The organism is Streptomyces sp. NPDC058674, assembly GCF_042716505.1.
In the GTDB taxonomy this organism is placed as follows: domain Bacteria; phylum Actinomycetota; class Actinomycetes; order Streptomycetales; family Streptomycetaceae; genus Streptomyces.
In genome coordinates this window covers 1-12105 of sequence record NZ_JBHXSC010000010.1, presented here as the reverse complement: position 1 = coordinate 12105, position 12105 = coordinate 1, and the positions used below count along the sequence as shown (strand labels likewise).

At 72.8% G+C, this 12105-nt stretch carries 12 protein-coding genes; 6 read left to right on the top strand and 6 right to left on the bottom strand.

Going from position 1 to position 12105, the window contains the following annotated elements; all coding sequences use genetic code 11:
* Window positions 1-89 precede the first annotated feature (89 nt).
* The 4 genes from ACFWU6_RS07935 (at window position 90) to ACFWU6_RS07920 (ending at window position 4775) form a co-directional block, all read left to right on the top strand.
* Window positions 90-1415 (top strand): DUF2252 domain-containing protein, encoded by a 1326-nt coding sequence (locus tag ACFWU6_RS07935; RefSeq protein WP_383979309.1) that lies wholly within the window; start codon window positions 90-92, stop codon window positions 1413-1415.
* 59 nt (window positions 1416-1474) lie between these two features.
* Entirely contained in the window at window positions 1475-2164 is a 690-nt protein-coding gene (locus tag ACFWU6_RS07930) for a hypothetical protein (RefSeq protein ID WP_383809641.1), read from the top strand.
* Between the two features lie 44 nt (window positions 2165-2208).
* Complete coding sequence (locus tag ACFWU6_RS07925) at window positions 2209-3003, top strand: DsbA family protein (protein WP_383809644.1); 795 nt, start codon at window positions 2209-2211, stop codon at window positions 3001-3003.
* 98 nt (window positions 3004-3101) lie between these two features.
* Window positions 3102-4775 carry an alkaline phosphatase D family protein gene (locus tag ACFWU6_RS07920; RefSeq protein WP_383979306.1) on the top strand — a complete coding sequence of 558 codons (1674 nt, stop codon included), beginning with the start codon at window positions 3102-3104 and terminating at the stop codon, window positions 4773-4775.
* Window positions 4776-4876: 101 nt separating this feature from the next.
* Here ACFWU6_RS07920 and ACFWU6_RS07915 read toward each other — a convergent pair whose 3' ends face one another.
* A complete protein-coding gene (locus tag ACFWU6_RS07915; RefSeq protein ID WP_383809650.1) occupies window positions 4877-5446 on the bottom strand; it encodes a dienelactone hydrolase family protein in 570 nt (189 codons plus the stop codon).
* 56 nt (window positions 5447-5502) lie between these two features.
* Here ACFWU6_RS07915 and ACFWU6_RS07910 point away from each other — a divergent pair, with 56 nt between their 5' ends.
* The gene (locus ACFWU6_RS07910; RefSeq protein WP_383809665.1) at window positions 5503-6576 is read left to right on the top strand and encodes a mechanosensitive ion channel family protein; all 1074 of its coding nucleotides are present in this window, start codon (window positions 5503-5505) and stop codon (window positions 6574-6576) included.
* Between the two features lie 62 nt (window positions 6577-6638).
* Here ACFWU6_RS07910 and ACFWU6_RS07905 read toward each other — a convergent pair whose 3' ends face one another.
* From ACFWU6_RS07905 to ACFWU6_RS07885, 5 genes are all read right to left on the bottom strand, one after another.
* The gene (locus ACFWU6_RS07905) at window positions 6639-8231 is read right to left on the bottom strand and encodes a Na+/H+ antiporter (protein ID WP_383809653.1); all 1593 of its coding nucleotides are present in this window, start codon (window positions 8229-8231) and stop codon (window positions 6639-6641) included.
* A gap of 177 nt (window positions 8232-8408) precedes the next feature.
* Window positions 8409-8837 carry a GNAT family N-acetyltransferase gene (locus ACFWU6_RS07900; protein ID WP_383979455.1) on the bottom strand — a complete coding sequence of 143 codons (429 nt, stop codon included), beginning with the start codon at window positions 8835-8837 and terminating at the stop codon, window positions 8409-8411.
* Window positions 8838-8875: 38 nt separating this feature from the next.
* Window positions 8876-9817 (bottom strand): RluA family pseudouridine synthase, encoded by a 942-nt coding sequence (locus ACFWU6_RS07895; protein WP_383809656.1) that lies wholly within the window; start codon window positions 9815-9817, stop codon window positions 8876-8878.
* A 52-nt stretch (window positions 9818-9869) separates the two neighbouring features.
* Window positions 9870-10430 carry a signal peptidase II gene (lspA, locus tag ACFWU6_RS07890; RefSeq protein WP_383809659.1) on the bottom strand — a complete coding sequence of 187 codons (561 nt, stop codon included), beginning with the start codon at window positions 10428-10430 and terminating at the stop codon, window positions 9870-9872.
* A gap of 184 nt (window positions 10431-10614) precedes the next feature.
* Entirely contained in the window at window positions 10615-11301 is a 687-nt protein-coding gene (locus tag ACFWU6_RS07885; protein ID WP_383979303.1) for a TraR/DksA family transcriptional regulator, read from the bottom strand.
* Window positions 11302-11926: 625 nt separating this feature from the next.
* On the opposite strand from ACFWU6_RS07885, the gene ACFWU6_RS07880 reads away from it, so the two are divergent.
* A partial coding sequence (locus ACFWU6_RS07880) for a class I tRNA ligase family protein (protein WP_383979452.1) occupies window positions 11927-12105 on the top strand: 179 nt, incomplete at its 3' end.

Genomic DNA, 12105 nt, shown 5'->3' with positions numbered 1-12105 from the left:
GTACGGTCATGCGTTGCACGAACAAGGACACCGTCCGGCCATCAAGATCCACAACGTGATCCACCCAGCGCCACCAGGAGGCATCCGCCATGGCGGTTCCCGAGACGACCGAAGAGCAGCGCGCCGAGCAGATACTCGAGGTGTTCGCCACCGCGTTCGGCGAGCTCCTCGCCGCCGACCCGGCCGCCTTCCAGGTCAAATTCCGGAAGATGGCGGCCTCGGCCTTCGCCTTCTACCGGGGCACCGCCTGCCTCTTCTACGCGGACCTGGAGGCCGACCGGCACGGCGGCCCGTACCTGGACGAGCGGACGGGCCGGGTGTGGATCCACGGTGATCTCCACGCGGAGAACTTCGGCACGTACATGGACTCCAACGGCCGGCTGGTCTTCAACGTCAACGACTTCGACGAGGCCTACGTGGGCCCCTTCACCTGGGACCTGAAGCGGTTCGCGGCCTCCGTGGCGCTGATCGGCTACACCAAGGCGCTCAGCGACGGCCAGATCAGCGCACTGGTGCGGACCTACGCCGCCGCCTACCGCGAGCGCGTCCACCGCCTGGCCGCCGGGGCCAAGTACGAGGAGGTCCCCTCCTTCACCCTGGACACCGCCGACGGCCCGCTGCTGGGGGCCCTGCGCGCGGCCCGGTCGCGCACCCGCTTCGCGCTGCTGGACTCGATGACCGAGATCCGCGAGTTCGAGCGCCGCTTCGCGCCCGGCCCGGGCACCGTCGAGCTGGACGCGGCCACCCGCTACAAGGTGCTGGACGCCTTCGACGGGTACTTGGAGACCCTGCCCGACGAGTCCCTCGTGCGGCCGGACTCCTACCGGGTCAAGGACGTGGTGGGCCGCCGCGGCGTCGGCATCGGCTCGGCCGGGCTGCCCTCGTACAACATCCTGCTGGAAGGGCACAGCGACGCCCTGGAGAACGACGTCGTGATCTACCTCAAGCAGGCGCAGACACCGGCCGTGTCCCGCCACATCACCGACCGGGCGGTGCGGGAGTACTTCCGGCACGAGGGCCACCGCACGGTGATCTCCCAGCGGGCGCTGCAGGCGCACGCCGACCCGTGGCTGGGCTGGACGGAGCTGGACGGCGCCGGGCAGCTGGTGGCGGAGGTCTCCCCGTACGCCGTGGACCTGGACTGGTCGGACCTGGACGATCCGGAGGAGATCGCCGCCGTCGTCGCGGACCTGGGCCGGGCCACGGCCACCATGCACGGCGCGGCCGACGCGGCGGAGAGCGGCCACTCCCTGGTCCCCTTCTCCACCGAGCGGGCCATCGACGCGGCCATCGCGGCCGACGAGGAGGGCTTCGCGGAGCTGCTCGTCGACTTCGCCCACACCTACGGCGCCCGGGCCCGGGCGGACCACCAGATCTTCGTGGACCTGTTCCGCAACGGCCGGATCATGCCGTAGACCCCGCGGTCCGGGCCCCGTGGGCCGTCCCCACAGGGACTCGTGGCACACTCGCGGCGATGGACATATCAGGGACGGGACCGAGGGGGCTGCGGGCCGGGCTGTTCAGTGCGCTCGTCGTGCTGCTCTCGGCCGGCTCGCACGTCCTGATGTCCCGGGTGCCGCTGCCGCCCTCGCTGCTGGCGGGGGCCTTCGCCACCGTCTTCGTGATCGCGTACGCGCTGGCGGGCCGCGCGCGGGCCTTCGGCCCGATCGCCGGCCTGCTGGTGCCCCTGGAGCTGGCCGCCGACACCGTCTTCACCGCCGGACAGCACCTGTGCTACGGCCCTGCGGGCGGGCCGGTCTCCGGCCCGCTGCGGGCGCTGGGCCTGGACGACCTGTGCGGCGGCACACCGGTGGGCGGACCGCTCGCCGAGGTGGCCGGGCCCGCCGCCGACCCGGCCGCGCTGCTGGCCGCGCCCGGGCCCTGGACGCCCTGGCTGCTGCTGGGCGCCCACGTCGGCGTCGGGCTGGTCGCGGCCGGCTGGCTGCACGGCGGTGAGCGGGCGCTGGCCCAGCTGCTGCGGGCAATGGGCGCCTTCGCGTTCCGGCCGCTGCGGCTGGCGGCGGCGCCGGTCGCGGCGGCCGCCGGTCCGCCGCGCCGGGTGCCCCGGCCGGTGCTGCCGGGCGCGCGGGCCCGTACCCGCTTCCCCGTGCACTCCGTGGGACGGCGGGGTCCTCCCGTGCTCGGCGCGCTCGCCCGCGCCTGACGCACGTACGGCACCCCCATCACGTCACGTCCCAGGAGACCACCATGAGTTCACGCAACAGCCAGGCGAACAAGGCAGCGGCCCGCGAGCGGCTGCGCGCCGAGCGCGAGGCGCAGGCGAAGAAGGACAAGGTGCGCCGCCAGCTGACCGTGGCCGGCACGGTCCTGGCCGTCCTGGCCCTCGCCGGCGGCATCGGCTACTGGGCCGTCCAGGCCAACCAGCCCGGCTACTGGGAGAAGGCCGCCGAGGCCGAGCTGGTCCAGCCGAAGAACACCGAGGGCGAGAACGGCACCACGGTCGTCGTCGGCAAGGCCGACGCGAAGAAGACCCTGGAGCTCTACGAGGACTCCCGCTGCCCGGCGTGCGCCTCGTTCGAGCAGGCGGTCGGCGAGCAGGTCAAGAAGGACGTCGACGCCGGCAAGTACAAGCTCCGGTTCTTCGGCGCCACCTTCATCGACAACGCCGTCAAGGGCGAGGGTTCGAAGAACGCGCTGAGCGCCCTGGGCGCGGCGCTGAACGTCGGCCCGCAGGCCTTCCTCGACTACAAGGCGGCGCTCTACTCCAAGGAGCTGCACCCCGAGGAGACCGTAGACAGCTTCGCCAAGGACGACTACCTGCTGAAGGTCGCGGACACGGTCCCGGCGCTCAAGGGCAACGCCGAGTTCAAGAAGGCCGTCGAGGACGGCACGTACGACCGGTGGGCACTGGAAATGGCCAAATCCTTCAACAAGTCCGGTGTCACGGGGACCCCGACGCTGAAGATGGACGGCAAGAAGATCGAGACTCCGGCCACGTCGGAGGCGTTCACGCAGGCGATCGACAAGGCCGTCGCCGGCTGATTCAGGCCACGACGGGCGGGCGAACTCCTGGAGTTCGCCCGCCCGTTGCGTCCCGGGGGATGTACGGAGGGTCATACCCGCCAGTAACATGATCATCCGTGACCAGTCATCTCCCTTCCTCCGCACCCTCATCCACGGGTGTCCCCACTCCACGCCGGCGCACGGTGGTCCTGGCCGCGGCCGCCACGGCCGCGCTGGCCCCGATCACCGCGCTGGGCGCCTCCGCCGCCCAGGCCGCCCAGAGCGCTCCCGCGTTCCTGCACGGCGTCGCCTCCGGCGATCCGCTGCCCGACGGGGTCCTGCTCTGGACCCGCGTCACCCCGACCGCCGAGGCGGTGCCCGGCTCCGGCCTGGGCCCGGCCGTCCAGGTGGACTGGCAGGTGGCCTCGGACAAGGCCTTCTCCCGGATCGTCGCCGCCGGGACCGTCACCGCCTCCGCCGCCACCGACCACACGGTCAAGGTGGACGTGCGCGGCCTGAGCCCGCAGACCCCGTACTGGTACCGCTTCACCGTCGGCTCCGCCGTCTCCCCGACCGGCCGGACGCTGACCACGCCCGCCGCCGGAACGACGACCGACGGGGTGCGCTTCGGCGTGGTCTCCTGCGCGAACTGGGAGTCCGGCTACTTCTCGGCCTACCGGCACCTGGCCGCCCGCGGCGACCTGCACGCGGTGCTGCACCTGGGGGACTACGTCTACGAGTACGCCTCGGGGGGCTACCCGGAGGGCAAGTACGTCGTGCGCCCGCACGAGCCCCGGCACGAGATCGTCACCCTCGCCGACTACCGCACCCGGCACGGCAGGTACAAGACCGACCCCGACCTCCAGGCGCTGCACCACGCGCACCCGGTCGTCGCCATATGGGACGACCACGAGTTCGCCAACGACGCCTGGGCGGGGGGCGCACAGAACCACACCCCGGGAACCGAGGGCGAGTGGGCGGGCCGCGCGGCAGCCGCCAAGCAGGCGTACTTCGAGTGGATGCCGGTACGCGCCTCCATCGCCGGCACCGTCTACCGCAGGCTGCGCTTCGGCACCCTCGCCGACCTGCACCTGCTGGACCTGCGCTCCTTCCGCTCGGAGCAGGTCAAGGTCGGCAGCGGCGGGGTGGACGACCCGGAGCGCACGCTCACCGGGCGGGCCCAGCTGGACTGGCTCAAGGCGGGCCTGGCCGGCTCCGACGCGACCTGGAAGCTGGTCGGCACCTCGGTGATGATCTCGCCGGTCGCCTTCGGCTCGCTCCCCGCCCACCTGCTGAAGCCGCTCGCCAAGCTGCTCGGCCTGCCCGAGGGCGGCCTCGCGGTCAACGTGGACCAGTGGGACGGCTACACAGACGACCGCAAGGAGCTCCTGGGCCACCTCAAGGACCGGGGGATCAAGAACACGGTGTTCCTGACCGGCGACATCCACATGGCGTGGGCGAACGAGGTTCCGGTGAACATGGCGACCTACCCGGGCTCGGGGACGGCGGCGACCGAGTTCGTGGTCACCTCGGTCACCTCCGACAACCTGGACGACATCCTCCACGTCCCGGCCGACACCGCCTCACTGGTCGCCGAGTCGGCCGTCAAGGCCGCCAACTGGCACGTGAAGTGGCTGGACATGGACGCACACGGCTACGGCGTGCTGGACGTGACGGCGGAGCGCTCGCAGATGGACTACTACGTCGTCTCCGACAAGCGGCGGCAGGACGCCACCGCCGCCTGGTCGCGCTCGTACCGGACCCGGAACGGCACCCAGCAGGTGGAGCGGGTGGACCGGCCGGTGCGCTGACGCCCGGCCGGCCGTACGGAAGGGGCGTCCGGTCCGGCCGGGCGCCCCTTTCCGTCCCGCACGCCGCGCGGCCCCGGGGACGGGGGCCGCGCGGCGTGCGCCTACAGGGTGTCGAGGAAGCCGAGTGCGGCCTTCCACGCCTGCTCGGCCGCCTCCGCGTCGTAGTCGTCCAGCTCCGGGTCGGTGAACAGGTGCCCGGCGCCCGGGTAGCTGTGGACCTCCACGTCGGCCCCGGCCCGCTGCATCCGCAGGTACCAGGCGGTCAGCCAGTCGTGCGGTTCGAACGGGTCGGGGTCCGCGATGTGCAGCTGCACGGGCAGCCCGTCCACCGAGGCGTCGTCCTCCAGGTCGGCCGTCCCGTGCAGGAGCAGCAGCCCGCGCGCCTTCTCGTCGGCCAGCGCCAGGTGTTGGGCGATGGAGCCGCCGAAGGAGAGGCCCGCGTAGACCAGGCCCTGGTCGGAGAAGGGCGCGGAGGCCAGCACCGCGCGCCTGAGCAGCTCGTCACGGCCGATCTCGTCCCGCAGCGCCATGCCCGCCTCGACGGTGTCGGAGGTACGTCCCTCGAAGAGGTCCGGTACCTGGACCTGGTGCCCGGCCGCGCGCAGCCGGTCGGCTGCCGCGTGCACCGCGGGCCGCAGCCCGTACGTCGAGTGGAAGAGCATGATGTTCATGACTCCATCGTGCCAGTTTCCGCAGGAGCCCTCCGGTTACGTTTCCCCCTATGGAGATGGAGCCCGTGATACGCCCACTGATCGTCATCGGCGGTTCGCTGCTGCTCACCCTGCTGGCGGGGTGGCTGCTCGACCTGTTGCTGCGCCGGATCGACGCCCGGCACCCGGAGACCCCGCTGTGGGGTCTGCTGAGGCGCTGCCGCATCCCCTTCCAGCTGGTGCTGTGCACCGCGCTGCTCAGAGGGTCCTACCGGTCGGCGGGGCTCCTCCCCGAGTACGCGTTCTACATCGGCCGCGCCCTCACCCTGGTGACGATCGCCTCCGCGGCCTGGCTGGCCGTCCGCATCGCGACGGCCGTGGTCGACGCCTCGTACGCGCGCTACGCCTCGGTGGCCCAGGACGCCGCGCGGGTCCGCCGGGTGCGCACCCAGGTCACGCTGATCCAGCGCGTGGTCACGGCGGTCGTGGTCGTGGTGGCGCTCGCGGCGATGCTGCTGACCTTCCCCCCGATGCGGACGTTCGGCGCGTCGATGCTGGCCTCGGCGGGCGTGCTCGGCATCGTGGCGGGCATCGCCGCCCAGTCCTCGCTGGGCAACCTCTTCGCCGGCCTGCAGATCGCCTTCGGCGACACCGTGCGCATCGGCGACACGGTGGTCGTCGACAAGGAATGGGGCACGGTCGAGGAGATCACCCTGACCTTCCTCACCGTCCGCACCTGGGACGAGCGCCGGATCACGATGCCGGTCTCGTACTTCACGAGCAAGCCGTACGAGAACTGGTCGCGCGGCGGCGCGGAGATGACCGGGACGGTCTTCTGGCACCTCGACCACAGCGCACCGGTCGAACGGATGCGGGAGTACCTGCAGGAGCTGCTGAAGGAGATCCCCGAGTGGGACGGGCGCAGCAGCGGCCTGGCGGTGACCGACACCACCCCCAACACGGTCCAGGTCCGCGCGGTGGTCACGGCGAAGAACGCCGACGACGTCTGGACCGTGCGCTGCGAGGTCCGCGAACGCATGATCAGCTGGCTGGTCGCCCACCACCCGTACGCCCTGCCCCGCATCGTGACGTCCGAAGCGGCGGCCGCTCCGGGCTTCCGCGCGGCCATCCCTCCCACGCCCCACCCCTGAGCCGGCGGCGGCGCCCGGCCCGGCCGGGCTCCGGACCGGACCGGGCCTTCGGCCCCCGCCCGTCAGGGGCTCCGCAGGCTGCGCACGTCCAGGTGCCTCAGGACCCGGTCCACGATCTCCGGGTCCGAGCCCGGCTCGCTGCGCGCCGCCAGCACCTCGTGCCGGGCGGCCGACATCATCTCCCGCTGGATCCGCTGGACGTGCCGGATCCGCTCCACCCGCTGCGCGTACGCCTCCCGGCGCTCCTCGTCGACCATGTCGGGGCTGATGCGGGCCCCGACGTCGTACGCCCGCCGGTACAGCGTCTCCACCAGGTCCTCCGGCAGCTCCTCCACCTCCTGGATCTCCTTGAGCCGCCGTTTGGCGGCCTTGGCGGCGCGGACCGCCAGCACCCGCTCGGCGTCCCGGTCCGCGTCGGAGTCGGCCTCCACCCCCAGCCGCCGCACCAGCCACGGAAGGGTGAGGCCCTGCAGCACCAGGGTCGTCATGATCACCGCGAAGGCGATGAAGACGATCTCGTCCCGTCCGGGGAACGGCTCGCCCGCGTCGGTCTCCAGGGGGATCGCGAGGGCCAGGGCGACCGAGGCCACCCCCCGCATCCCGGCCCACCACATGACCACGCTCTCCCGCCAGCTCACCGGGATCTCCTCGTCGTAGTCCCGGCGCTTGTGCAGCTTCTGGGCGACCCAGCCGGCCGGCAGCAGCCACACCAGCCGTACGCCCACGACCACCGCGACCACGACCGCCGCCCAGCCGGCCATCTCGCCGAGCTGCCCCTGCGCCGTGCCGAACACGTTGTGCAGCTCCAGGCCGATCAGCCCGAACGCCACCCCGGTGACGAGCATGTCGACGACTTCCCAGAAGGTGTGCCCGGCGAGCCGGCCCAGCACGTCGTCGGCGTCGGAGGCGTACTCGGCCAGGAACAGGGCCGTCGTCAGGACCGCCAGCACCCCCGAGCCCTGGAGCTCCTCCGCCACCACGTACGAGACGAACGGCACCAGCAGGGTCAGCCCGATCTGCAGGGTGGCGTCGCCGAGCTTCCCCATCAGCCGGTTGGTGATCCAGCCGAAGGCGAGCCCGACGGCCAGCGCGACGACGGCGGACAGGACGAACTCGCCGAGCGCGTCCGGCCAGGAGAAGCTGCCGCTGACGGCCGCGGCGATGGCCACGTGGTAGAGCACGATGGCCGTCACGTCGTTGAACAGGCCCTCGCCCTCCAGGATGGACACCATGCGGCGGGGCAGCCCGAGCGAGCCGGCCACCGCGGTCGCGGCGACCGGGTCGGGCGGGGCGACGAGCGCGCCGAGCGCCACGGCTGCGGCGATGGGCAGCCCGGGCACGACGGTGTGGGCGACGGCGGCGACGGCGGCGGTCGTGACGAACACCAGGGCCACGGCCAGCAGCAGGATGGGCCGGACGTTGGCGGCGAACTGGCGCCAGGAGGTGCGCTGGACGGACGCGTACAGGAGCGGCGGCAGCACCAGCGGGAGGATGTAGTCGGGCGGGATGTCGACGTTCGGCACGGCCGGCACCAGGGCGAGGACGACGCCGCCGAGGGTCATGAGGACGGGCGCGGGTAGCCCGAGCCGGTCTCCGAGCGGCACCGTCACCACGGCACCGAGCAGCAGTACGAACAACAGGGCGAGCTGATCCACTCCCCCACCCTGCCAGGCCGCCGCGCTCGACGGGGGCGGCGGGGACCCGACGCCCCGTGTCGGCACTCCGCCCGGCCCCCGGAGCCCCGGCCCCCCGAGCTCAGCCGGACCGGCGGGGCACGGTCACAGCGCCCCGGCCGCGGGTGCCGTACGGCGGGCGGGTGGCGGGAGGTGGGGTCAGCTTCCCGCGAGGGGGCGCCGCATGGCGCGGTGCGGGATGCCCGCGTCCTGGAACTCCGGCCCGTACGCCGTGTACCCGAGCCGCTCGTAGAAGCCCAGCGCGTGCGTCTGCGCGCCCAGGTCGACGGCCGTCAGGCCCCGCCCGGCCGCCTCCGCCTCGATGGCGCGGACCAGCGCGACGCCCACGCCCAGTCCCCGCGCGGCCGCGGTCACGGCGAGCCGTCCCAGCGAGCCGACCTCCTGGGACCCGGTCTTGGCCAGCGCCGCGGCGCCGTGCAGCAGTCGGCCCGTGCCCAGCGGCGCTCCGTCCGGCCCCACGGCCAGGACGTGCACCGCGTCCGCGTCGTACGCGTCGTACTCGATCGACGGCGGCACGGCCTGCTCGACCACGAACACCTCGGTCCGCACGGCGAAGCACGCCGCCATGTCGGCCTCGCCCGAGGCCACGCGGACCGCGAAGGCGGTCACTCGCTCTCCGCCCGGATCACGTCCAGCGCGTGCTGCAGGTCCGCCGGGTAGGTGCTCGCGAACTCGACCCACCGGCCGTCCGACGGGTGCTCGAAGCCGAGCCGCACCGCGTGCAGCCACTGCCGGGTGAGCCCCAGCCGCTTGGCGACGGTCGGGTCGGCGCCGTAGGTGAGGTCGCCGACGCAGGGGTGGCGGTGCGCGGCCATGTGCACGCGGATCTGGTGCGTGCGCCCCGTCTCCAGCTTGATGTCGAGCAGCGAGGCGGCCCGGAAGGCCTCGATCAGGTCGTAGTGGGTGACGGAGGGCTTGCCCTCCTGGGTCACGGCCCACTTGTAGTCCGCGGTGGGGTGGCGGCCGATCGGGGCGTCGATCGTGCCGCTCATCGGGTCCGGGTGGCCCTGCACGAGCGCGTGGTAGCGCTTGTCGACGATCCGCTCGCGGAACTGGTTCTTGAGCGAGGTGTAGGCGCGCTCCGACTTCGCGACCGCCATCAGGCCGGAGGTGCCGACGTCGAGGCGGTGCACGATGCCCTGGCGCTCGGCCGCGCCGGAGGTGGAGATGCGGTAGCCGGCCGCGGCGAGGCCGCCGATGACGGTGGTGCCGGTCCAGCCGGGGCTGGGGTGGGCGGCGACGCCCACCGGCTTCATGATGACGACGATGTCGTCGTCGTCATGGACGATCTCCATGCCGGGGACGGGCTCGGCGATGACCTCGACGGGCCGCGGCGGGGCGGGCATCTCGACTTCGAGCCAGGCGCCGCCGTGCACGCGCTCGGACTTCCCGACGACACTGCCGTCGACCGACACCTTCCCCGCGGCCGCGAGTTCGGCCGCCTTCGTCCGGGAAAATCCGAACATACGGGCGATGGCGGCGTCGACGCGCTCGCCCTCTAGGCCATCGGGAACGGGCAGGGTGCGGATCTCGGGAATCGTACTCACCCGTCGAGTATGCAGGACTCGGCAGACGTGGCCTCCCGCGAGCGGCCCCCGGTCAGTCCTTGTGGACGGTGCCGTCCGGGTCCAGGCCCTTGAACGACAGGAGCACGATCAGGATGCCGCCGCACACGATCGCCGAGTCGGCGAGGTTGAAGACCGCGAAGTGGGCCGGCGCGATGAAGTCGACGACCGCGCCGCGGAACACACCCGGGGCGCGGAAGATCCGGTCGGTCAGATTGCCCAGCGCACCGCCGAGCAGCAGCCCCAGCGCGATGGCCCACGGCAGGCTGTAGAGCTTGCGGGCCAGCCGCACGATCACGACGATCACGGCGGCCGCGATGCAGGTGAAGAGGATCGTGAAGGCCTCGCCGAAGCCGAACGCGGCACCCGGGTTGCGGACCGCCTCGAACTTCAGCAGCTCGCCGACGATCTCGATCGGCGGCTGGTGCTCCAGCTTCGCGACGACCAGCAGCTTGCTGCCGAGGTCCAGCACGTAGGCGAGCACCGCCACCACGAGCAGTGCCACGATCCGCCGGTGCCCCCTGGGCTCGGCGGACTCAGGCTGGGAGTCGTCCCCGACCTCCGGCGTACCGATGATGCGCTCCGCCTCTGCCACGTGAGTCCCTCGAACTAGCTCGAACCGGGTTGCCGACGACAGCCCTGCCAGGTTCCTGGACCCTGACGGACACGAGACTACGTCAGGGCACCCGCCGACCGCCCTCCCACCGCCCGCTCCCGGCGCCCCCGCCCCCCTCCCGCCCACCGGAGCGGGCGCCCGCCGGCCGGGAGCGGCGGCCTGGCTAGTGCCGCCGCTCCTGCTTCTGCTTGCAGTCCACGCACAGCGTGGCCCGCGGGAAGGCCTGCATCCTCGCCTTGCCGATCGGGCGGCCGCAGTTCTCGCAGAGGCCGTAGGTGCCGGCCTCCAGCCGCTCCAGGGCCCGCTCGGTCTGCTCCAGCATCGAGGTGGCGTTCGCCGCGAGCGCCAGCTCCGACTCCCGGGTGATGTTCTTCGTGCCGGTGTCGGCCTGGTCGTCGCCCGCGCCGTCGCCGGAGTCCCGCATCAGGCCGGAGATGGCCGCCTCGGAGGCGTCCAGTTCGGCGCGCAGCCGCAGCACCTCGGACATGAGGCCGCTGCGGGCGTCGTCGACCTCCGCCTGCGTCCACGGGTCCTCCCCGGCCCGCACGGCGAGCTCGCCCGGCGCGGTGACCGCCGTGACCGTGGCCTTGGGCAACCCGCTGGTGGCGGCCGCAGCCGTCTTCCTCGCCGTACCGGTGCTCTTCTTGGCAACCACTTTGCGGACTCCCGTCTTCTTCGCGGCATGCGCCGCCCCCTCGGCCGCGGCCTTCTTGGCCGTGGCCTTGCGCCTCTCGACGGCACCCGTCGTGCGGGCAGCGGTCACCTTCTCGGCCGGAGCCTCGTCCTCGGCCGCCGCTGTCGTGCCGGCGGCCCTCTTCGCAGTACTCCCGGCGGACTTCTTCGCCACCATGGCCGCGGCCCCTTCACATACTGTGATCATTGCTCGCGAATCGTGCCGGAACGATAAATCGACTCCGGCCCCGCGGCAACGGGGCACGCTCCCATCGTGGCCAACCTGCATCCGTTGTGCCCATCCCGGAGCCCGGTAATCCGTCCCTCGCGCCCCACCGGATCCCGGACCGGCGCGTCAGCCCGTCCGGGTCACACCGGCGACCGCCCGGCACGCGCCGGCGCGCCCCGTCCGGCGCCCGCTCCGGCATCCCCCGCGCGCCGCTCCGGCGTCCGCCGGGCGCGCCCCCGCAAACCGGTCGGCCGACCGCGCCCCCGGCCCGTACACTGGGCCCAGCGAGAGGCATGGACGGGGACGAGTAGCGTCGGACGCAGCCAGGAGCGACCCGGGGACGGTGAGAGCCCGGGGGCGAGCGCGATGCGAAGGATCACCCCTGAGCCGCCGGAAGAAAGTGCGTACGGAGCCCACGGCCCCGCGCCGCGCGAGTAGAACCGGCTTCGCACCCCAATGAGGGGGCCGCCGGATCCGTCCGGGGGCCAAGGAGGGTGGTACCGCGGGAGCAGCAGCCATGGCTCTCGTCCCTCCGGACGGACGTGACATCCCGCCGGAGGAAGAGTTCAGCCTCATGACCACACCGCCGCAGTACCGCCCGGTTCCCGCCCAGGTCGACCTGCCCGCCCTCGAACACGCCGTCCTGGACTTCTGGCGCGAGAGCAAGACCTTCGCCAAGACGCTGGAGCAGTCCGAGGGCCGTCCCGAGTGGGTCTTCTACGAGGGCCCGCCCACCGCGAACGGCATGCCCGG